This window comes from Micromonospora sp. CB01531, from assembly GCF_001905095.1.
Lineage (GTDB): Bacteria > Actinomycetota > Actinomycetes > Mycobacteriales > Micromonosporaceae > Micromonospora.
Genome location: NZ_LWLS01000069.1, coordinates 63,860 through 84,751, shown reverse-complemented (window position 1 = coordinate 84,751; position 20,892 = coordinate 63,860). Strand labels below are relative to the sequence as shown.

23 protein-coding genes and 1 pseudogene are annotated in these 20,892 nt (G+C 69.8%); 13 read left to right on the top strand and 11 right to left on the bottom strand.

The genetic code is table 11. From position 1 onward, the window contains the following. Positions 1–397 precede the first annotated feature (397 nt). From A6A27_RS18085 to A6A27_RS18075, 3 genes are all read left to right on the top strand, one after another. Positions 398–1,594, top strand: a complete 1,197-nt coding sequence (locus tag A6A27_RS18085; RefSeq protein WP_073835790.1) for an NAD(P)/FAD-dependent oxidoreductase — start codon at positions 398–400, stop codon at positions 1,592–1,594. Next, positions 1,591–2,511: an RNA polymerase sigma-70 factor gene (locus A6A27_RS18080; RefSeq protein WP_073835789.1), complete on the top strand. Its 921-nt coding sequence runs from the start codon at positions 1,591–1,593 to the stop codon at positions 2,509–2,511. Before A6A27_RS18085 ends, A6A27_RS18080 begins: the two co-directional genes overlap by 4 nt. 79 nt (positions 2,512–2,590) lie before the next feature. Further along, positions 2,591–3,025 (top strand): ankyrin repeat domain-containing protein, encoded by a 435-nt coding sequence (locus tag A6A27_RS18075; RefSeq protein WP_073835849.1) that lies wholly within the window; start codon positions 2,591–2,593, stop codon positions 3,023–3,025. Positions 3,026–3,071: 46 nt separating this feature from the next. Here the strand turns inward: A6A27_RS18075 and A6A27_RS18070 are convergent, their stop codons facing one another. Continuing rightward, positions 3,072–3,872 (bottom strand): DUF998 domain-containing protein, encoded by an 801-nt coding sequence (locus tag A6A27_RS18070; RefSeq protein ID WP_143194055.1) that lies wholly within the window; start codon positions 3,870–3,872, stop codon positions 3,072–3,074. 198 nt (positions 3,873–4,070) lie between these two features. Between A6A27_RS18070 and A6A27_RS45975 the strand changes: the two are divergent. After that, a pseudogene (locus tag A6A27_RS45975) lies at positions 4,071–4,247 on the top strand (IS1634 family transposase); the annotation flags it as partial. Positions 4,248–4,256: 9 nt separating this feature from the next. On the opposite strand, the gene A6A27_RS18065 reads toward A6A27_RS45975, so the two are convergent. Continuing rightward, positions 4,257–5,102 carry a hypothetical protein gene (locus A6A27_RS18065; RefSeq protein WP_143194054.1) on the bottom strand — a complete coding sequence of 282 codons (846 nt, stop codon included), beginning with the start codon at positions 5,100–5,102 and terminating at the stop codon, positions 4,257–4,259. Between the two features lie 302 nt (positions 5,103–5,404). On the opposite strand from A6A27_RS18065, the gene A6A27_RS18060 reads away from it, so the two are divergent. The 3 genes from A6A27_RS18060 to A6A27_RS18045 all read left to right on the top strand — a co-directional run bounded on the left by A6A27_RS18060 (position 5,405) and on the right by A6A27_RS18045 (position 9,291). Continuing rightward, positions 5,405–5,830, top strand: a complete 426-nt coding sequence (locus A6A27_RS18060) for a hypothetical protein (protein ID WP_073835786.1) — start codon at positions 5,405–5,407, stop codon at positions 5,828–5,830. Between the two features lie 33 nt (positions 5,831–5,863). Then, positions 5,864–8,500 carry a caspase, EACC1-associated type gene (locus A6A27_RS42240; RefSeq protein ID WP_083672671.1) on the top strand — a complete coding sequence of 879 codons (2,637 nt, stop codon included), beginning with the start codon at positions 5,864–5,866 and terminating at the stop codon, positions 8,498–8,500. Positions 8,501–8,625: 125 nt separating this feature from the next. Then, entirely contained in the window at positions 8,626–9,291 is a 666-nt protein-coding gene (locus tag A6A27_RS18045; protein ID WP_143194053.1) for a hypothetical protein, read from the top strand. 87 nt (positions 9,292–9,378) lie between these two features. Here A6A27_RS18045 and A6A27_RS18040 read toward each other — a convergent pair whose 3' ends face one another. Further along, positions 9,379–9,705: a hypothetical protein gene (locus A6A27_RS18040; RefSeq protein WP_073835784.1), complete on the bottom strand. Its 327-nt coding sequence runs from the start codon at positions 9,703–9,705 to the stop codon at positions 9,379–9,381. Positions 9,706–10,084: 379 nt separating this feature from the next. Between A6A27_RS18040 and A6A27_RS18035 the strand changes: the two genes are divergently transcribed. The 4 genes from A6A27_RS18035 (at position 10,085) to A6A27_RS18020 (ending at position 11,782) form a co-directional block, all read left to right on the top strand. Further along, entirely contained in the window at positions 10,085–10,501 is a 417-nt protein-coding gene (locus A6A27_RS18035; RefSeq protein WP_073835783.1) for an ASCH domain-containing protein, read from the top strand. Positions 10,502–10,617: 116 nt separating this feature from the next. Further along, positions 10,618–10,965: an ArsR/SmtB family transcription factor gene (locus A6A27_RS18030; RefSeq protein ID WP_073835782.1), complete on the top strand. Its 348-nt coding sequence runs from the start codon at positions 10,618–10,620 to the stop codon at positions 10,963–10,965. Then, positions 10,962–11,426 (top strand): SRPBCC family protein, encoded by a 465-nt coding sequence (locus A6A27_RS18025; protein ID WP_073835781.1) that lies wholly within the window; start codon positions 10,962–10,964, stop codon positions 11,424–11,426. The genes A6A27_RS18030 and A6A27_RS18025 overlap by 4 nt, the downstream gene beginning before the upstream one ends. Continuing rightward, positions 11,423–11,782 (top strand): nuclear transport factor 2 family protein, encoded by a 360-nt coding sequence (locus tag A6A27_RS18020; RefSeq protein WP_073835780.1) that lies wholly within the window; start codon positions 11,423–11,425, stop codon positions 11,780–11,782. Before A6A27_RS18025 ends, A6A27_RS18020 begins: the two co-directional genes overlap by 4 nt. Before the next feature lie 403 nt (positions 11,783–12,185). Here A6A27_RS18020 and A6A27_RS18015 read toward each other — a convergent pair whose 3' ends face one another. From A6A27_RS18015 to A6A27_RS18000, 4 genes are all read right to left on the bottom strand, one after another. Next, entirely contained in the window at positions 12,186–12,923 is a 738-nt protein-coding gene (locus A6A27_RS18015; protein ID WP_241825317.1) for a maleylpyruvate isomerase family mycothiol-dependent enzyme, read from the bottom strand. 69 nt (positions 12,924–12,992) lie between these two features. Beyond that, positions 12,993–13,439, bottom strand: coding sequence for a hypothetical protein (locus A6A27_RS18010; RefSeq protein ID WP_073835779.1), 447 nt, complete (start codon positions 13,437–13,439; stop codon positions 12,993–12,995). After that, the gene (locus tag A6A27_RS18005) at positions 13,439–13,882 is read right to left on the bottom strand and encodes a hypothetical protein (RefSeq protein ID WP_073835778.1); all 444 of its coding nucleotides are present in this window, start codon (positions 13,880–13,882) and stop codon (positions 13,439–13,441) included. Before A6A27_RS18005 ends, A6A27_RS18010 begins: the two co-directional genes overlap by 1 nt. Before the next feature lie 23 nt (positions 13,883–13,905). Beyond that, positions 13,906–15,537, bottom strand: coding sequence for a phospholipid carrier-dependent glycosyltransferase (locus tag A6A27_RS18000; RefSeq protein ID WP_083672676.1), 1,632 nt, complete (start codon positions 15,535–15,537; stop codon positions 13,906–13,908). Positions 15,538–15,895: 358 nt separating this feature from the next. Between A6A27_RS18000 and A6A27_RS17990 the strand changes: the two genes are divergently transcribed. Beyond that, complete coding sequence (locus tag A6A27_RS17990) at positions 15,896–16,336, top strand: hypothetical protein (protein ID WP_143194051.1); 441 nt, start codon at positions 15,896–15,898, stop codon at positions 16,334–16,336. A 181-nt stretch (positions 16,337–16,517) separates the two neighbouring features. Here the strand turns inward: A6A27_RS17990 and A6A27_RS17985 are convergent, their stop codons facing one another. Together A6A27_RS17985 and A6A27_RS17980 are read right to left on the bottom strand one after the other, a co-directional pair. Beyond that, positions 16,518–17,387: a class I SAM-dependent methyltransferase gene (locus A6A27_RS17985; protein ID WP_073835774.1), complete on the bottom strand. Its 870-nt coding sequence runs from the start codon at positions 17,385–17,387 to the stop codon at positions 16,518–16,520. Then, positions 17,365–17,889, bottom strand: a complete 525-nt coding sequence (locus A6A27_RS17980) for a hypothetical protein (RefSeq protein WP_073835773.1) — start codon at positions 17,887–17,889, stop codon at positions 17,365–17,367. Before A6A27_RS17980 ends, A6A27_RS17985 begins: the two co-directional genes overlap by 23 nt. A 178-nt stretch (positions 17,890–18,067) precedes the next feature. On the opposite strand from A6A27_RS17980, the gene A6A27_RS17975 reads away from it, so the two are divergent. Then, positions 18,068–18,712 carry a TetR/AcrR family transcriptional regulator gene (locus A6A27_RS17975; protein WP_073835772.1) on the top strand — a complete coding sequence of 215 codons (645 nt, stop codon included), beginning with the start codon at positions 18,068–18,070 and terminating at the stop codon, positions 18,710–18,712. 115 nt (positions 18,713–18,827) lie between these two features. On the opposite strand, the gene A6A27_RS17970 is transcribed toward A6A27_RS17975, so the two are convergent. After that, a complete protein-coding gene (locus tag A6A27_RS17970; RefSeq protein ID WP_241825323.1) occupies positions 18,828–19,490 on the bottom strand; it encodes a response regulator transcription factor in 663 nt (220 codons plus the stop codon). Positions 19,491–19,525: 35 nt separating this feature from the next. Next, positions 19,526–20,767, bottom strand: a complete 1,242-nt coding sequence (locus A6A27_RS17965) for a sensor histidine kinase (RefSeq protein WP_073835770.1) — start codon at positions 20,765–20,767, stop codon at positions 19,526–19,528. Positions 20,768–20,892: the final 125 nt, after the last annotated feature.

Below are 20,892 nucleotides of genomic sequence, written 5' to 3'. Positions count from 1 at the left end.
ACGCCGCGTTGGTGTCATCGGCGCCGGCCAGTCGGAAATGTTCCGGTGGTGACGGTCAGCGATCTGCTCGACGGGGCTGGACATCGAGTGTCTGGACCGCATCTACCTCGATGGGCACGTGCCAACCTGCAGGTAGGCGGGCAGGTGGTGACGTTCCTGACCATGCAGTGGACCGGGCCGGACGGGTGCCGATTGCACTCTGCCCTCGGACGCGATTGCATCGAGCCGGCCAGGTTGAGTAAGAGGTACTAACAAAGTCGTCACGTGCCGGCACTGATGATGCGATGACCGCTAGTGGACGCCGCACCGTGTCGCGCGTCACATGCACCTCATGTCACGGACGGGCGGGCAGCTTCCATCTGCTGGTCGTCAGCAACACGTGGAGGAAGGCGCAACGATGAGCACACAGCGCGAAGCCGGCACGACCACCCACCGCGTCCTGATCCTGGGCGCGGGCTACGCGGGCATGGCCGCGGCTGTCCAACTCGCGGCCCGGCTCAGGCGGCGTGACGACGTGCAGGTGACCCTGGTGAATGCGCAGGAGCGGTTCACCGAGCGGCTGCGGCTACACATGACGGCGACCGGCCAGCAGGTCGCCGAGCTGAGCATCCCGGAGCTGCTGGACGGTACGGGTGCGCAGTTCGTACGCGGCTGGGTGACGGCGGTGGACGCGGACGCGAACATCGTGCGGATCGACGACGACCGGGTCCTGCACTACGACACGCTGGTGTACGGGTTGGGCAGCGTGGCCGACACGGCGGCGGTTCCGGGTGTCGAGGACCACGCGTACACCTTGAACAGCGCCCAGGACGCGGAGCTGCTGGCCGCCCGGCTGGCACAGCTGGGCAGCGGCACGGTGGTGGTCGGTGGCAGCGGGCTGACCGGTGTCGAGTCGGCCGCGGAGATCGCCGAGCGGCACCCGGAACTGAATGTCGTGCTTCTGGGCCGGGGCGAGCCCGGTGCGGCCATGAACCCGAAGGCGAAGGCGTATCTGCAGGCCGCGCTCACGCGGCTGGGCGTCCAGGCGCGCAGCGGGGTCGAGGTGGTAAAGGTGCTGCCCGATTCGGTCGAGCTGGCCGGCGGGGAGAGCATCGCCGCCGAGGTGGTTCTGTGGACCAGCGGCACGCGGGTGTCACCGCTGGCGGCCGCCGCCGGGCTGACCGTCGACGAGCGCGGCCGCGTCGTCACCGACGCCGCGCTGCGGTCGGTGTCACACCCGGATGTGTACGCCGTGGGCGACGCGGCCGCGAGCCGTCAGGGCTACGGCGTCATGCACGGCACCTGCCAAGGTGGTATGCCGACCGGGGTGCACGCGGCGGTGTCGATCGTCCGTGCGCTGGCGGGTAAACAGCCCAAGCCGTTCCGGTTCGGCTTTTACCACACGCCGGTGAGCCTGGGTCGGCACGATGCGGTTGTGCAGTTCACCCGTCCCGACGACAGCCCCCGGCGGGTGTGTCTGACCGGCCGCCTGGCGGCACGGTACAAGGAGACGGTGACCGCTTCGCCTTGGCCGACCTACGGCCGCATGAAGAAGATGCCCGCCTCGGGCGCGTTCTGGCCCCACGGCGGCCGCTTCACCCGGGAGGCACGGTGACCCACTCGCCGTCGGACCTCGACCAGCAGGTCTTCCATCAGCATCGCAACCTGCTCTTCTCGGTGGCGTACCGCATCCTCGGCACCGCGGCCGACGCCGAGGACGCCGTCCAGGACGCCTGGATCAAGTGGTCGGCCGCCGACCGCGCGCAGGTGGCCGACCCCAAGGCGTACCTGGCGCGGATCGTGTCGAACCTGGCGCTGGAACGGCTGCGCTCCACCCGGCACAAGCGCGAGACCTATGTCGGACCCTGGCTGCCGGAACCCATCCTCACCACCGGCGACACCGCCGAGGTTGTCACGGACGCCGAGTCGGTGTCGACGGCGATGCTGGTGGTGCTGGAGACGCTGAGCCCGCTCGAGCGCGCGGTGTTCGTGCTGAAGGAGGTCTTCGACTTCAGCCATGCCGAGATCGCGGAGGCCCTGGAGCGTTCCGAGACCGCGGTGCGGCAGGCCGCGCACCGGGCCCGTAACCATGTGCGTGCGCGGCGGCCGCGCTTCACGGCGGACCGGTCACGGCAGCGCGAGGTCACCGAGCGGTTCTTCGCGGCCGCGACCGGTGGCGACATCAACGCCCTGATGGAGTTGCTGTCTCCGGATGTCACCCTGTGGACCGACGGCGGCGGCAAGGTCCGCCAGGCCCTCCGCCCGGTCGTCGGCGCGGGTACGGTGGCCGCCTGGTTCGCCGCCATCGGCACCGTCACCTATCAGGGCGTCGAGCCGGCCGACATGAACGTCGAACTCGTCGAGCTCAATGGCGGTCCGGGCATCGTGTTCAGCGGACCGGGTCGGGTGATCGCCACCGTCACCTTCGATTTCGATGCCGGCGGCCGCATCACCGCCATCCACAACGTGGCCAACCCGGACAAGCTCCGGGCGGTCGCCGACGGCACCGCGCACGACATCGGGACGGAGTGAGCCGGCGCGGGCCCTGTCCCTTCGAACCCGGCCGACGGGGCAGGGCCCGGGTGGTCTGGAGCCGCCTACGCTGGTGCTGGTGAACGTCCGAGAGCGCAAGAAACTCACCACCCGCCTGATGGCGGCGCTGCTGGGCGAAGACCTCCCCGCTGTGCTCACGCTGCTGCGCGCGGGGGCGGACCCGAATGCGGCGGACCGCGACGGTACGACGCCCCTGTACCGGGCATCCGTGCACAACGAGCCCGCGGTGGTACGGGTTCTCCTGGAGGCCGGCGCGGACCCGAATGTGGAGAGCGGGCGTGGTGAGGAGGGCACGCCGCTGACCGGTGCCGCGGCGTGGGGGCACATCGACGTGGTACGCGTACTCCTCGCGCGGGGCGCGGACCCGAACCTCCGCGAAGACCACGGCAGCGGCCTGTCGCCGCTCGACTGGGCCGTCCGGGGCGGCCACACCGAGACGGCCGCTCTTCTGGTGGCCGCAGGCGGGTCCCACCACCCAGGGCCACGCGAGTAGCGAGCAGCCCGAGCGCCACTGGCAGTGCCTGCGCCACCGGAGCGGCCTACCGGGGACGCCCGCCGCCGAGCTGCCCGGCCACACCTCGCTTGCCGACGCTGTCGACGGCGCTGCCGAGCTGGACATCCCCCGCCCGATACGCTCCGCCGCGCCACCTATCCAGGGAGCGCTGACGTGATCGACTGCCAGGTTGAATCAGGCCGGGAGTCGTGCCCGCCGCCGTCAGCGTGGTTGCCTGCAGGCCCACGCGAATCGTGCCGAGCAACAACAGCAGGATGACCTCGCCCAGCGCGACGGCCCGTTCAATCAGCCCGAGGTACGGCTTCAGCGGCGAACTCGCCAGGTAGGCGGAGACGAACGGAACGAGGGCGACCAGGCAGGCCACCGCGGTCATCGCCACCACCCGGGCACCCGGTCCGCACCGCCGCCTTGCCGTCAGCAGCGCGCCGAGCGGCAGGCTGAGCAGGGCGGTCACGGATGCCCATTTGTGGATCTCGCCGGTCACGGTGGTCGGTGCCCCCACCGGATCGCGTGGAAAGACTGTCAGCACCACCAGTCCGAGGCACCAGCAGGCGTAGCAGGCGGTGGCCAGCGGCACGGCGGCCTGCCGCCGCAGCAACGGACCGAGCAGGCACACCGAGCCGCCGGCCAGCACCAATGCCGCCGTGTCGAAGATCCAGCCGTCCGGGGAGAGCGCGTAGTCGCTGATCGTGTCCGTAACCGGGCTGAGCCGGGTCGCCAGCACATGCAACAGGGCAAACAGCACCAGCGCCACCGTGGCGGCGGCCAGGCCGAGGAGCCGCCCGAGCCGGTTGGCGACACGAAGCGCGAGACGGGCGTCGGTCATCCGGCCCACCCCTGCCCGGGCCACTTCCGCCACTGGTGTCCCCGCCGCCCGTCGGCGCACCTCGGCAATCCTGCCGGCGGCGCCGCCACCAGAGACGTTGACAAGGTTCCCTCCCTATCCCGACGGCGATGACAGGGCACCTTCTGCCGGATCAGCCGGCAGGGGCGCCCCCCGAGCGCGCCTCGTGCAGTGTCGGGGATCGAGGCACACCTGGCCATCGTCTTCGCCGCCAACCACCGGATCGAGGACGGCACAGGGTGATCGCTCAGGACGCCCGTCCGCACCGCCCGCCGCTACCGCACGATCCGTGCTGGCGGCCAGAGGCGCTCCGCCGGATACCCGCTGCCCGACGAACTACGCCACCAGCGTCCCTGATCGGCGTGCTCAGTCGGCGCGGCGCAGCCGGCCCGTCTCCTTGGACCGGGCGTCGAGGAGCACCAGGGTCTCGCCGGCCAGTCCGGCCCGCCAGGACGAAGTTAGCCACGCCCCGACGGGTACCCCGTCGCAGCCGATCTGGGTGCTTGGCCCGGTGGTGGCAAGGAAGGCACCTCCGGAGCCGACCACCCAGCGCCCGGCCTGGCCGTTGCAACCGTCGGAGCCGCGCCACTCACCATCGGCCTTGAACTCGACGTACGCCGTCCTGGGCCCGGACACGGGCACCCACTTCCCGACAAGCCGGTCCCCGGCGACGGGAGCCAGGGTTGCCGGCAGCGCGGCTGCGGGCGCGAACTGCCGCCGGACCTCGTCGGTGATCTCCGGTGGCGCCACCTCGGACGCCGCCAGGTACGGTCCGGGCGTCGGTGTCGCCCCCGGCAGCAGGCGGGCGACGAGCGCACCGTCGGCGTCGAGGAGCATCGGCGTGTCACCCTCCAGCCGGTACGAGGCGACCCGCTGCAGCCACTGCGGGTTCTGCCCGGGGGCGTCGTCGCAGCCGCGGCCGCCCTCCGCTCCGGATGAGCCGAACATTCCGGCGACGAAGAGACCACCGGTGTCGGCCCGCCAGGAACCGACCAGGATCCCGCAGCGGCCGAAGAGCTGCATCCGATCGGGTGCGAGACGCAGGATGCCGTGCGGCTCCTCGGCGACCCCGGCCAGCGTCCAGTTGCCCAGCAACGCCACCGGATCCGCTGTTCCCGGGCTTCCGGTGCCCGGCGGCAGGGCGGGCGCCGAAGGCTCCGCCGCCCCTCCCCCGCCGGCGCAGCCCGCCAGCAGGGCCCCGACTGCGACCATCGTCAGGAGGAACCTTCGCCGGCCCATCTCGCTTCGCCGTCCTTCCGCCGTGCCGGCCAACCGCCGGTCCCAGTGCTTGGACGGCGCACGGTCACCCGTGGTTGCCACACCCGGCACGGAATCCCGGCGTCGTGCCTATCGTCGCGATCTGTCGGATGCCCGTCATCACCCGGCCGTCGAGGACCCGCGTAAGGGTTAGATCGGGTGGTGACGGGCGCGCCACCGACACAGCACCCGGCGCCGCACGGGATCCCATGGCCGGGACCCTTGCACGGTCAACCGAGTACGACCACGATGGGATCATGGCCGATGGATTGATCTTGCGGGTGGTGTCCGACGGGCCGGTCAGCGATGAGGAACTGGCCGAGCAGACCCGCCAGCTGAAGGACCACCTGAACCACCTTCCAGGCGTCGAGGCGGCGGAACTCGTCGAGGCGGCCGGGCCGGGGACGCGAGATACGGTCAGCATCATCTTCGGCGCGCTCACCCTCGCGGTCTTCAGCTATCCGACCGCGAAGCGGGCCGCGGCGGACGTCAAGCATCTGGCCGAGGTCATCAAGCGCTATCAGGACCGTAACAAGGGCAAGCACCTGCGGGTGAGTCTCCCGGACGGCACCGAGATCGAGGTGCGGGACGTGTCGGAGAAGACCTTGACCGAGGTCATCAAGTCGGTGTCGGTGCCCCGGCAGGGGACGCCCGCCGTGCCCGAGAAGGTCGATGGTGAGTGACGCGGGAGCGTTAGGAGCCGGTGGGCAGCCGCGGTGAAGCGGGCACTCCTGATCGGTGTGGGCAGCTACACCAGCGAAGGGTTGCCCGACCTTGACTCACCCGCCAGTGATCTCAAGGACTGGGGACGGCTCCTTCGGGACCCCGCCCTGGGCGCGTTCGACGACGTCCGGGACTGCCTCGACGACGACACCCACACGGTGCAGGTCACGCTCTACGACTTCCTGACGAGCGCCGATCCGCACGACTTCCTGCTCGTGTACTACTCCGGCCACGGCCGGCTGCACGACGGCCATCGCCTCTACCTGACCGCGACCGACACCGACCTGGACCGCCTTCCGCCCACCGCGGTGCCGACCGACGAGCTGCGGCACTGGCTCGACGAGTGCCGGGCCAGCGAGCTGGTCCTGATCCTGGACTGCTGCCATGCGGGCGCCTTCGGCGACCTCAAGCAGCGCGGGGACCGCAGCCGCATCGTCGTGGTGTCCGCCGGGGCCACCGAGCTGGCCCACGAGGGTGACGGCTACAAGCAGCATGCGCTGCCGTCCGCATTCTCCGGTCCCTTCCTCGAGGGGCTGCGGACCGGTGCCGCCGACCGGGACGGCAACGGGATCATCAGCGTCCGGGAAGCGTTCGAGTACGCGGCCGTGCGCATGGTCGACCGGGAACGCCGGCAGACCCCCCAGATGCGGGCCGCCGGCGTCGGGGACCTGATCCTCAGTAACGCGCCCCGGCGGCCCGAGTTGATTCCGGACGATCTTCTCGCGCTCACCCGCAGCGGGCTCGCGTCGGCGCGGGTGCTCGCCGTGGACGAGCTGAGCAACTGGGCGCACGGCAACCAGCGGACCCGCGAGCAGCTCGTGGCCGCGTCCGAGACCCTCGAGGCCCTGGAGCGGGACCCGGCGGAGCGGGTGGCCGCGCGAGCCCGCCAGGCCCTGTCGGGTCGGCTCCGGCTCGCCCGCACCGACGTTGAGGACACCCCAGGCCCGCAGCCGCCGGACGACCCGAACTGGGCGGCCGGCAGCACCTTCTACGAAGTGAACGTGCCCTTCTTCTACGACTCGGACGGCGACGGCCACGGCGACCTGCACGGCGTCACAGAGAAGCTGGACTACCTGCGCCGGCTGGGGGTGGACTGCCTGCTGCTGAACCCGATCATGGCGTCGCCGCCCCTGGGTGACGGTCGAGCCGCGTCCGACTTCGAGACCATCGACGCCGGCCTCGGGCAGCCCTCACACCTGCTGGAGCTGCTCAGCCTCGCCCACCGCCAGGGCCTGCGGGTGGTGCTGGACCTGGTGCTCAACCACACCAGCGACGAGCATCCGTGGTTCACCGCCTCCCGGCACGACCCGGATGGCCCGTACGGGAACTTCTACGTGTGGAGCGACACGGGCGACGACTACGCCGAGGCGGACGATCCGCTCAGCAGCCGTGGCGGGGGCTGGACCTACGACGGTAAGCGGCGGCAGTACTACTGGCACCGCTACAGCCGGCACGAGCCGGACCTGAACTACGACGCACCCGAGGTGCGGGCCGCCATGCGCGCGGTAATGGACTTCTGGCTCCGGCAGGGGGTCGACGGGCTGCGCCTGCTCACGGTCCCCTACCTGTTCGAGCGCACCGGCACGTCGAGCAAGGGCCTCGACGAGACGCACACCTACCTGCGGGACCTACGGTCCTGGTTGGACTCCACGTACCCGAACCGGATCCTCATCGCGTGGAGTGAGGACTGGCCGGAGGGCGCCAGCTCCTACTTCGGCACCACCGAGCACCCCGAGTGCCACCTGGTGATGTACGCCTCGCTCATGCCGAGCCTGCTGCTCGCCATGCGGCGGGAGACGCACCGCCCGGTGTCACAGGTGCTGCTGCAGATGCGTGACCAGCCGGATGACCGCCACTGGGCGGTGTTCCTCCGCAACGGCGACGAGTTGTCGCTGGGCCTGCTGCCCGAGCGGGAACGCGACGAACTGCTGCACACGTACGCGCCGCTGGCCCGCATGCGCGGCGTGACGGGCATCCGCCGGCGGACGGCCAGCCTGCTCAACGACGACCGGGGCCAGCTCGAGCTCGCCTTCGCGTTGCTGCTGTCGATGCCCGGCGTTCCGGTCATCTACTACGGCGACGAGATCGGCATGGGCGAGAACCTGTCGCTGCCCGGCAACCGGGCGGTCAACACACCGATGCAGTGGGCACCGGACCGCAACGGCGGCTTCTCCGTGGCGCAGCCGGAGAACCTGCCGGCGCCACTGACCCACGAGTCGATCTACGGCTACCTGGCGGTCAACGTCGAGAACCAGCTCCGCTCACGGTCCTCCCTGCTGCACGTGATCGAGAAGCTGATCGAGACCCGCCACGCCTGGACGGCGTTCTCCCGCCGTGGCTGCCGCATCGTCCGGTCGACCAACCCGGCGGTCCTCGCCGTCCTCCGCGGCGAGCCGGACGACGACGTGTTGTGCTTGTTCAACTTCTCCCGATACCCGCAGACGACGACACTGACCCTGTCCTCCCACGCCGGCCGTCGGCCACGGGAGCTCATGGGCGGCGCCGAGTTCCCCGCGGTGCGGGAGTCCGGCGAATACGACCTTGGCCTCGCCGGTCACGGCTTCTTCTGGCTCTCCCTGTCCACGGCGGAGACCCCAACGATTTCCGAGCAGCCGCCGCACGTCGGGTAGCGGGCGCTTCGCGGCACATGCGGCTCAGTAGAGCGGGTTCGCCGTTCTTGGCGCGGCGGACGCCGGCATGAGCGGATCTTGTCACCGGCTTGCCCGGGATGGCGGCGGATCGGCACCATGCGGTCGTGGGATCGGACTGGATCTGGGAACTGCACGTGCCCGTGGCGGCGGGACCGGCCCTGCGCCAGTTGTACGCACTGGCAGCCGAGCGGAACCTGCGTCCGCAGCGCGCCGACGGGCTGATCAACCTGTTCACCAATCCCGACGCCGACCTACGCACGGTCGAGGACCTCGACACGGCGCTCGCCGCAATGGCGACGGGCGCCGAGCACGGCCAGTTCTGGACGAACGGCGACATCGACATCTTCGTCAACTGGGAAGACGGGCGTCTCGTCTGGGCTCTCGACACATGCTTCTGCCATCGCCGACCGGCACCCGAGGCGGCCACCTTCCGCGACCTGCACGGCCGCCTGACCGGCTTGTGGCTTGATATGGCGCAGCGTCTGAACGACGACGTCGGCCGAGTCCTCGACGAGTGGTCGACTGATCAGATCTGGGAATGGAGCATCCACGACGCCGCGCATCCGACCGGTGGCCGGCCGGCTGAGCTCGGCTGGTGGACCTACGTCGGACCCGACCGCCGTCTGCCACCGCCACCACTGCCCGAGGTCGCCGCCCGCACGCGCCGGCTCCCCAACGGCGCCCTGCTGGTCACCCTCCTCGACGACCCGGCCGCCGTCGACCCGGTCCGCTACGAGGCCATCCACAGCCGCTGGCTCCGGGCCGCATGACCCCGCCAGGGCAGCACCCTCTGATACGGCTACGGCGGCCTAACGCGTACGGCATGTCAGTGGGCATCTCTCGTCGGGGCGTACTGGTCATCGAAGGCCGCGTGTTTCCGTGTAGTAGGAGTTGACCGCAGGCTGGCCGGTGTAGTTGGGGCCAGCGCGGTCGTCGGCGCCGAGATACGCGTACGGCAGAGACACCACGCCAGGCCCGTTCCGCCTGATCCGCCGACGGCGGGTATCCACGGCGAAGCCTGCCCCGCGTAGTGCGGTGGCGAGTCTCCGGCCGGCGGGCCGACCATCGGCGAGACGCACGCTGTCCAGGTCGAGATCGGCGCTGAACTGTCCGTCGTCGGTAAGCCAGCTGGCGATGCGGGTCAACACCGCGAGTTTGTCGCCGACATAGACCCTGTTGGTCATTCTCGGTTCAGGCAGCGAGGGTGAGTTCCAGCCGTGAGAGGTGGGTGGTTCGGCGGGGGTCGAGAGTCTCGCCGTTCCTTCCCCGGCAGGTTCTACGGCTTCGTGTGCCTGTCGTCTGGATACAGCCTGTCATCAGTGATGGCCATTTATCTGCCCGCCAACTGGCCGCTAACAGTCGGTGAAGGTGCCGGGAGGTCGTACGCCCAGACGGTCGAGCCCCAGGCAGGCCAGGAGTCCGAATCGCCAGAGATCGAGGATGTCATGGCCCAGCCATGCCAGAACGGCTGGCCGCGACGAGTCGATCCGCGGCATCAACACTGCTCGTAAGGGCCGCACAATCGGCTCGCTGTCGACAAGGCTCTCTCGTTAGTCTCGCCCGATGACGGCAGATCTACCCGCGTTCGAGTTCGCCTTCCCTGGTCCACTGCGCGACAAGCTGGTCGCTGCAGTGCTCGACGGGACCAAGACCACCACGACCGGCCTGCTCCAGGACTACGAAATCGACGAGGAGCCGCTACCGGTCGTGGGTGACCGAGCGGCGGTGATCGATTCTGCCGGCCGCCGGGTGGCCGTGATCGAACTGACCGAGGTGCGTATCAGCCGACTCGGAGACGTGGACCTCGACCATGCCCGGAACGAGGGCGAGGGGCACGACTCGGTCGCCGCCTGGCGAGCTGGCCACGAGGACTACTGGCACGGAACGGACTACCGAGGGTGGCTGGGCGATCCGGACTTCACCGTAGACGACGACACGCCAGCTGTGTTGGAACGGTTCCGGCTCGTCGCGATGCTTTGACCGCGCCACGACCGCACGGCGCTTTCGCTGCTGGGAGCCCGCATACGGCGCCTACAGGGCCGCGACATCCGCAAAAGACGGCTTGCGCAAATGGTCGTTTGCATTAGGGTGGAGCCATGGCTCCTGCAGTCGTGGCCCCTGGTCCGGACCTGGATCTGGCCTTCGCCGCTCTCGGCGACCCCGTCCGCCGCGCCCTGGTGACTCGCCTCGCCCGAGGCGATGCCACGGTGGGAGAGCTTGCTGCACCGTTCGACCTGACCCCACAGGCGATCTCCCACCACGTCGGTGTCCTGCGGCGCTGCGGCCTGGTCGAGCAGCGACGCGAAGGCACCAGGCGCCCCTGCCGGCTCAGGGTCGATCAGCTTTCGCTGCTCGGCACGTGGATCGACGACCAGCGCCGCGCGTGGAACGATCGGCTCGACGCCCTCGAGCGGCATCTCACCGACGAGGGAGCGGCTCGTTGACCAGCGCCGAGCTCCACGGCGACGAACTGATCGCCCAGCGCCACCTCCGGGCGGAACCCGAACGTGTCTGGGCCGCCTTCACCTCGCCGGCAAGCATCGCGGCGTTCTGGGGAGGTTCGCACGCCACCGTGCCGCCTGAGTCGGTAAGCGTCGATCTGCGTCCCGGCGGAGAGTTCGCGCTTGACACCCGCGCGCCGGACGGCCGGACCCGCCGGCTCCGGTTTGTCTACGTGAGCGTCACCGCACCGCGCGAACTGGTGTTCGACGAATCCGTCACCGGCCTCCGGACGACCGTCACCGTCCAATCCGCTGGCGATGGCACGGACCTCACGGTCCATCAGCGGCGGCTTCCCCCTGAGCTCCGGACAGCGCAAGCAGTCGACGGGCTCGCCTCGATCCTCGACGCCCTTGCCGCACACCTGCAGCACCACCAGCCCACACAAGGACGGAGAACGCCGTGACGCAAACGACCCAGCGCGACCTCGTCGCAGAGTACTTCGACGGATTCCGGGCGAGCGACCACCCGCGCATCCTCGCGACCCTTGCCGATGACATCGAGTGGGTCATCCACGGCCACCGGACCACCCGCGGCAAGACGGAGTTCGACGACGAGATCGAGAATCCGGCGTTCACCGGAAGCCCCGAGCTCGACGTTCAGCGTGTCTACGAGGACGGTCGAGTCGTCGTCGCCGTAGGCGAGGGCCGCGGCGTCAGCGTCGACCATGGGCCGTTCCGCTTCGTCTTCAACGACCTGTTCACCTTCCGCGACGGGCTCATCGCCCGCGTCGACTCCTACGTTGTCCCACTGCCTTACTGATCGTTTCAGAATGAGTCGAGCTGCGGGTCTTGCGCTCGGCAATCTTGGTCGGCAGGGTACCGCGGTTGCTGATCTTGTTCTCGGATGACCTGTGGGAGCGGGTGGCTCCGCTGTTTGCCGCCCGTTCCCCGGCGGCGGTGCCGCTTCCCAGGTCGACTCCGTGTTCCCGGCTGGTCTGAACCTGGACCAGCTGGCCGGTCTGCGGCTGCCGGCTGTCGACGTACTCGTCCCTGACGGTGCGGAGGCCGCGAGGTCGAGATCTACCAGGTAAACGGCCAGCTTCGTGGCGTACCGTCAGTCCGCCCTCGCGGGCTTGAGGGCGCTGCCGATGTTCCGGGCGGACCTGGCGGAGTGGTCGTGTCCCCGTCGGCCCGGGGCGCAGCAGGTGGTGCACCGTTACGTCCTACTCATCCGGGTCCCGGGCCTGGAGCAGGTCGCTGGCCGTGCCCCGGGCGGAGGCGTCGGCCGCGTCCGGGTCCTCGCCGGCAGCGGTGGCGAACATCGTGCCGGGTTTGGGCAGGCGGGCGGTCCGTGCGCCGTCGGCGGAGAGCCAGAGGCGCCAGGAGCGGCCCTCGGTGGTGTGGTAGTCGACGGCAGCGGGCTCGTGCGGCCAGGCGGCCGTCGTTGCGCAGCAGGTGGACAGAAACTCGTCGACACCGTCGAGTGCCGCCTCGACCGGAAGCGACTGCGGGGCGCCTAGGGCGACCTGAGCGTCGTAGGTGTGCACCGCGATCTCCTGGAGCTGGTGTCGGGCGACGGCACCGCAGGTCTGCGGCGACTGCGACGTACCCACCACGTCCAGCAACCGCCGTCCGGGCCAGCCTCCCGCAATGCGTCCAGTAGCTGCTGCGTCGATGCGGCCAACCAGGCCAGCAGGGCCTCGCGCTCCCGAGGCGCAGCCCGGCCCTCCGATGCGGACTTGGCCGAGGCGGTAGGCCCCGCGGCGACGGGCGGCCCAGGAACGACGCCCCTCGCCCAGGTGCTGCACCAGATCGAACAGCGTCCACTCAGGGCAGGTCGGCACCCGCACGTCGAGGCTGGGCGCGGAGGCGGCCGCGGCCCGGAACGCGACCGACCGTTCGTCGATCAGCCGCAGCAGAACGGGGACTCCAGAGCACTCCTCACGCCGGCTGTCTATCACCGTCCTCCGGCAACCGGGCAGCGAATTTCGCAGCCGACGCGGCGGGCGCGCGCCGGGCCGCGCGCCCTCTCAAGACCCCAGTTGCGCCGCCTCTGGGCCCTCGCCCCAGATGCTCATGATCGTCCAGCGGGTCAGCCCGTAGACCAGCGTCCAGCCGATCGGCGTCAGGTAGGACACCAGGATGACGAAGGCGGCGACGGTGCCGGCCTGTATCCGGTCCCGCAGGCCCTGCTCTCCGTCGCCCTTCAGCGCACGCCGGCCCTGCCAGGCAAGAAACGCCGCGATGAGCGGGGCCAGCCAGGCCACCGCCATGGCGAGCAAGGTGAACCAGGCGGGCGGAAAGGCCAGCGAGCCACGCACCGACACCCCCTCAGGGAGCGGTCCGTACACCATGTCGTACACGCCGTTGCTGTTTCCGCCGTGCGGCCCGCCCAGCAGCCCGAAGAGGAAGAAGAAGACCGCGAGCCCGAAAGCCCACACCAGGGCCAGCTGCGCCCGCCACAGTCCCTTTGTCATCAGTCCAGCACCCAGCCCAGCAGGAGTCGGCCCGGCGGCAGCAGCGTGAAGACCAGGAAGGCCAACGTGAGCCCGGCCGCCCCGAACAGCGACCGCCGCAGCACGGCGGACATCTCCCGACGCCGCCTGGCCAGCGAGGTGAACGACATCAGCAGCAAGAGGACCGCAGCCATCGGCCCCAGAATCGTGATGATCATGGCGGGAACCAGCAGCACCAACATCGGCCCGCTGAACACGTCCCCGGGCGCCTGGCATCCGGTCGTCGACGAGCAGTGATCGATCCCCTCAAGGGTGAACTTCAGCAGGTACGGGACGACCACGCCCGCCAGATAGAGCGCCACCATCGACAGCTGCCCGACCACGAGCAACCGCGCCGCGACGAGACGGGACCCCGGCTGTGACACGCACGGAGCATACGGCCAGTGGATCTCCAGCACCAGCACGAGCGACCGGGATCAGGCAGGAACTAGATCCAGCGGTTGCCCAACCACATCCGGGCGGCCCAGTCGGTGTACGGCAGGACCTTGCCGACGTAGATCGGATAGAAGTACGCGAAGCAAGCCGCAACCAGTAGTACGTAGGCCGCTGCGACGATGACGCCGATCGGACGCCGGTCAGGTCCGGACGGCGCGCTGCCGGTGGCAGCCGATGGGCGAGGCGGAGTCATGACCATGCCGAGGACGTAGACGACGGCGAGGACCAGGAACGGCTCCGCGGGAAGGGCGTAGAAATAGAACATCGTCCGGTGGTCGGCGACGGCGAAGTAGAACCAGGGCAGCAGTCCGGCGAGGACGCCGAGCCAGATGGGGCCGACCCGCCAGTCCCGTCGCGCGATGCCGAACCAGGTCAGTGCGCCCAGTGCCGGGATGAACGACCACCACAGCAGCGGCGTCCCCAACAGCAGGACCTCCCTTGTGGGGGCTGACCCGGCGCATGCTGCGCCGCCACACCACCAGTCGAACGCGACCGGTCGCCCGAGCAGCAGCCACTGCCACGGCCAGGACTGGTACGGATGCGCCTTTTCCAGCGTGGTGTGGAACCGTAACGCCTCCACGTGGTAGTGCCAGAAGTTCTGCAGCGCGCCCACGATCGGCAACTCGTCGTGGCCGGCGTCCCGCAGCCAGTGCCGGAAGTGTCCGCCGTCGGTGAACAACCAGCCTGACCAGCTCGCCAGGTACACGACGAGGAGAAGCGTGCCGCCGATCGCCACCCAGCCGATCTCTCTGACCAGAGCGTCCCGCCACGGGCGGCGTACGCCCGCGGAGCGGCGTGCCTGCATCTCCCAGTAGAGCATCAGCGCGGCGAAGGCGAGCACGTACCAGATGCCGCTCCACTTGACCGCGCACGCGCAGCCGAGCAGAACGAAGGTGGCCAGGCGCCACCACGGCACCGCAAACGGCAGGCGGCCGTCCGGCCCCGGGACGGTAGGGTCGAGGCCGGCTTCGAGCGCCGTCAGCCAGCGCCGCCGGCGGGCGTCGCGGTCGAGGAGCAGAGTGCCGAACGCCGCGAGGATGAAGAACATCAGAAAGATGTCGAGCAGCGCCGCCCGGGACAACACCAGATGCATGCCGTCCAGCGCCATCAGTAGACCCGCCGCGCAGCCCAGCACGGTGGACCGGAACATCCGCCGCGCCACGCGTACGAGGATGAGCACCGACAGGGTGCCGACGACTGCGGCGGAGACGCGCCAACCCGTCTCGTTATAGCCGAACACCAGCTCACCGAGCCCGATCATCCACTTCCCGAGCGGCGGGTGGACGACGTTTGCGGCGACGTTGTTCTTCTCGTCCCACTCGAAGCCGCGCAGCAGCAGGTGATGTGCCTCGGTGGCGTAGTACAGCTCGTCGAAGATTTTGCCCTTTGGGCTGCCCAGATTGAGCAGACGCGGCACGGCGGCAACGGCGACGATCAGCGCGGTGGCCAACCAGGAGCAGAGGTCACCGCCTGCGTCGAACGGCGACAGCCGACGCCGGACGACTTCCGGGACTGCTCGGCGGACGTCACCGGAAGAACCCGCCACGTTCGGCCCGCCTGCGGCGGGTTGGTCCGCCTCGCCACCGAGCGGGGCACATCTCAGATACGCACCAGCCGCCGCCATCATCGGCAGATCGTAGGCCAACCAGCGCCACTGTCGCTGGCACCTGTGACCGCACAAGCCATCCTGCGATGTCGGTTAAGCGGCGATGTTCCGGGCCCGGATCCGGTGGCGGACCGGTGCGGCGACCGTGATGTGGGCCAGTGGCTCGTGCTTCAGGGCGGGGGTGAAAGCCCGCGGGGGGCGGGCCGTCGCGGCCCGGCGTGCTCTGACCAGCTCGTGCAGCCGGTGAGCGACCTGCAGGCGCGCCCGCTCGGCCAACGGCGCGCGACGGCCTAACGCCCTAGTGCTCGACATCGGCAGGCTGGACAGGGAGCTGGCGCGACTTCCGTAGAGCCGGCGTGTTCGCGATGATCTCTGCATGACGGTGTTCGCCTGTGTCCGCTGCAGAACCTCTCTTACCAATGACCTGGACGAGGTGCAGTTCGCGGAGTTGCCGGAGCCGGTCGCGCCGTCTGATCTACAAACTGGCGACCCCTGTCCAGCATGGGTGCCGAGCGGGAACTTCGCTGTCACCGTCGATCCGTTCGGGCCGCCCTATGTGTGGAGCGAGGACGAGGGATTCCTGATCTCCGCAGGGCCACGAAACACTGTCCTGATCAGCCCAGACGACCTGCTCGTGCGCCGCCTGCACCCCGACGACAAGCGCCGTAGCGGCTGCTGCGGCCCCGCCGGTCACGACGGCCCCAACTTGGTGTGCAACTGCGGAGCAGAGCTCGCGACCGAATCATCCGACTGCTGGACGGCCCAGGTCGTGCGGTTGCAGCCGCACGCCGTGGTTCGGACCGACGGAGGAGCCTAAAACCCCAAGCCCGCCCATGATCGATGAATCGAGCGCATCCGGGCGAGTCGGCGCTCCGGCCTCGCTCTCACTTGTCGGCATCACGCGACGTTCACACTGCTTGCAGTCGTCGTTTGTACTGAAGCTGTACTGGTACGCCGGCCTGAGGGGCCGCAGAGCGGCGGCGGCTGGGGCGTTGCGCTCAGTGCACGAATCGCTGATCATCTGTTTCCGTTGCGGCGGTGACGAGCCAGAATGCTCCCTTTAGCTGGACGCCGTCGGGGTGCTCGTAGGTGCTCAGCGCAGTGGTGAGCGCGACCCGCGCTCGGCTCGCGGCGTGCCGGTCGCTGCCGTCGAGCAGTGCGCGTGCCGGGCCGGTGCCGAGTACGAGTTGGGTGGCGTCCGCGGCGTCGTGTCCGTAGGTCATGGCGGGGTCGAGGCCGGTGATGGTGATGTCGCGGAAGTCGGCCGTGGTCAGCAGGTCGTCGATGCGTTGGGGGTCGGCCAGGGAGAACATGCCCGGCTCGTACGCCGCGCCCGGGTCGGTGTGCGGGACGCGGCCGACGAGTGCGGTCATGAATACGGTGAACCACTGCTGTTCGTCGATGGCTCGCGCGCAGGTGAACGCCAGGCGCCCGCCGGGTCGCAGCGCGTGCGCGATGTTGGTGAAGGCCGCCACGGGGTCGGTGAAGAAGGTCAGCCCGCCTCGGCTGAGGGCGACATCGAACTCGCCGGGCGGGAACGGGTGCACCTGCACGTCGCCCTGCTCGAACCGGACGTTGGTCAACCCTTCGCCGGCGGCGTGGGCCCGCGCTGTTTGCAGCATCGGACCGGACAGGTCGACGCCAAGCGCGTATCCGTCTCGGGCCCGCCGGGCGGCGAGCCGGGTGCTCTGGCCGTTGCCGCAGCCGAGGTCGAGCACCCGGTCGTCCGGCTTGATCCCGGCTACCGTCAGGAGCGGTTCGTTGAGCTCTGCGCTTACCGCGTCCCACTCGGCGGCGTGGTCGGCCCAGTGCCTGCCTTCCGGCCCGTTCCACGCCTGCGCCTGCTCAACGTTGACGATCGGCTGCATATGCCACCTCCGAAGTTGCCGCCTGACTGGGCCTGCGCCGGCCCGGCTTGAAGACTCCGAGGACCACGTTGATCGCGAGGGCCAGCAGTGCCGCAGCCGGTGCCGCCACCGCGACGACCCGGTCGCCGGCGGGGACGCCCGGCGGCGATGACGCGACCGCCGCTGCGGCGGCTGCGTGCCCGAGCCGGGGTACGAGCAGAGCCAGGGCGGCCGCGGTGAGTACCGCCGCGAGTGTGAGCTTGACGGTGACCCAGCCGTGCCGCAGTGGCCGCCACGGGCCGGCGGCCGCCAGCGCGAGGCCGGTCAGCACGCTGCTCACGGCCAACGGCGCGACCAGCCACCGGCCGAGGAGGTACGCCGCCGGGTACACGGTGCGTGGATCGGTGTCGCGCAGTCCGGACACCGCCAGCGCCAGGAGTGCCGTGTCGGCGCCCAGTGCACCCACCGTGATGATGATGTGGGCGGCCAGCAGCAGCCGACGAGATCGTGGGGGCAGGTACATCGGGCGTCTCCCTACCGCTGACCTGGCCGGGGCTGTCGGCCGCGGCCGGACACTCGTTCGATGTCGAACACCACGTCCGAGTATGGTCACGGGCAGCGAGCCGGTTCAACGACCAGAACAGGGCCACGATCCGTTACCGGACATCCGCCGACAACTGTTCGGGAAGCGAGGATGCGAGATGCCGGGACAGGACCGCCGGGTACGGCGCAGCCAGCGCCTTCTTCGTGAGGCGCTCGTCGCCCTGATTCCCGAGAAGGGCTACGACCGGATCACCGTGCAGGACATCCTCGACCGCGCCGACGTGGGACGCTCCACCTTCTACACCCACTACCGCGATAAGGACGACCTGCTGCTGGCCGGCTTCGACGACCTGCGCACCGATCTGCAGCGCGACCTCGACGCCCTCAGCCCCGGCGTGCCACCCCATCCGACCAGCCCGACCGGCGTGATCTTCGCCCACGCGTACCGCCACCGGGACCTCTACCGCGCGCTGTGCGGCCGACGCGGCGGCCTCGTCGCGCAGCGCCACCTGTACCGGCTCGTCAGCGACCTGTTCCGCGACCATCTGCGCCCGCACATCGAGGCCGCCCGTAGCGATCTACCGGTCGACGTCGCCGCCGCGTTCTACACCTCCGCAGCCCTTGGCCTGCTCACCTGGTGGGTCGACCAGGACTTCCGGCCCGGACCCGCCGCCCTCGCCAGCATCTATCAGCGGCTCGCCGCACCTGGCCTGCTCGCCGCCCTCGCCCCGCCGGCAGCCGAGCCACCCCCCTCGACCGGGAAGCGAAGCGGGGCACCCGGCGAGCGCTCGGCGCCGGATTGACCGTGCTCACAGCTGTACGCGCGCTTGTGCCGGTAGCCGGCGAGCGGTTCCGGGTTTCCGTGGCGGGAATCCGGTCGGCTGATCGATGCGGGCTGCGTCGTGGCGCGGTACGCGTTCACGCCTTGTTGGGGCTGACCAGTCCGGTCTGGTAGGCGATGACGACCAGTTGCGCACGGTCGCGCGCACCCAGTTTCACCATCGCGTGGCTGACATGGGTGCGGGCGGTGGCCGGGCTGAGGAACAACTCGGTGCCGATCTCGTTGTTGCTCAGGCCCTGTCCCACCAGGGCCAGCACTTCGCGCTCGCGTTGGGTCAGCACCGCGAGCCGGTCCTCCGCGGCTTGGGCAGCGCTTCGTTGCGCAGTGAACTGGCCGATGAGGCGTCGGGTGATCCGGGGCGCGAGCAGCGCGTCTCCGGCAGCGACCACCCGGATGGCGTGCAGGAGCTCGGCCGGTCCGGCGTCTTTGAGCAGGAAGCCGCTGGCGCCGGCTTCCAATGCCTCGAAGACGTACTCGTCGGTGTCATAGGTGGTGAGGATGAGGACTCGGACCTGCTCCAACCCGTGCGTCTTGGTGATCTGGCTGGTGGCTTGAATCCCGTCCAGCCTCGGCATGCGGATGTCCATGAGGACGACGTCGGGGCGGGTGGCGCGGGCCCGCTCGACGGCTTCGGCGCCGTTGGTGGCTTCTCCCACCACCATGATGTCGTCCTCGACGTCGAGCAGGACCTTGAATCCGGACCGGACGAGACCTTCATCGTCGGCGAGCAGCACCTTGATCGGAGCGTTGGTGGACGATGATGTGGCTGCTGCGTTCACAGGCGCGACCCGGTCGGCGCGAGGGGCAGCCGGGCCATGACTTCGAACCCTCCGCCCGGAGTCGGCTTTGCCTCGAGTTCTCCGCCGAGCAGTTGGCAGCGTTCGCGCATGCCGAGGATGCCGCGGCCGGGCTTGGCCGAGCTGCCGGTGCTGGTCGGATGCTGGGCCGGTAGGTGCGGGCCCGCGGGGCCGCCGGCTGGGCGGGCGCGCCCCTCATCGGTCACGCGGATCTCCAAGGCGTCGATCCCTGGATGCAGCGCTACGGTCACCCGGGTCGGGCCGACGTGACGGATCACGTTGGTGATCGATTCCTGCAGGATTCGGTAGGCGGCGCTCCCCACCGCGCTCGGCAACGGCGCCGCGGGCGAGGTCTGCTCGAGTTTGATGTCAAGTCCGGCATCGCGTGCCTTGGCGGCGAGTTCGTCGATCTGCTCAAGCCCTGGGTACGGCACGCGCCCGTCGTTGTCGTCACGGAGCACCCCGAGGATGGCTCGCATCTCCCGCAGCGCCCGAGAACTGGTCTGCTCGATGGCTTGCAGCGCCTCGCGTGCCACTTCCGGCCTCCTGTCGAGCACGTGCGCGGTGACACCGGACTGGACGTTGATGATCGCTATGGCGTGCGCGACGGTGTCGTGGACCTCACGTGCGATCCGCAGTCGTTCGGCGTCGACCCGCGCCCGTGCTTCCTCCTCGCGAGTCCGTTCCGCCAGCTCAGCGCGCGCCTGAGCTTCGGCGGCGATGACCCGTCGAGACCGGACGGACTCGCCGAGGGCTGCGCTCATGACCGATGCACCGATCCGGAAGAACACCCAGCCGATGGCGGCGCGGGGCTCGATGTCGGCCGCGGCGACCAGCCACCAGACGGCGAGCACCGTGGTACCCACGCCAGCCACCACCAGCGATCGGCGCCCGTCGCCGTAGGCGGTGAGGGTGTACAGGGCGACGAAGAGCCCGAGCCAGCCGGGCCCGTCCGGGAAGTCGAGACCGTAATACACCACGCTGGCGAGCGCGGTGGTGACAAACACCGGCACCGGCCACCGGCGGCGGACGGCCAGGGCCAGGCCACTCACCATCAGCAGCGCGTAGCCGAGGTTTCCGAAGTCGGCGAGCGGGCGTGGTGCCCCCTCGATGGCAACCTTGGCGACCGTGCCCTGCACCTGCATCACGGTGACGAAGAGCGCGAGCGCCACGTCTTGCGCCACCATACGCAAGGGGAACGACACGGCACGTGGTTGCATGCGGTGATCCTACTGTTCTCGCCCACGGACGACGCTCGGCAGAGATGCGCGACCTGCTACGCGCACTGGCGTAGTGAGTAACGAGGTCGTCTACGCCCAATTGCGTAGACGCTGCCATCCGTTGT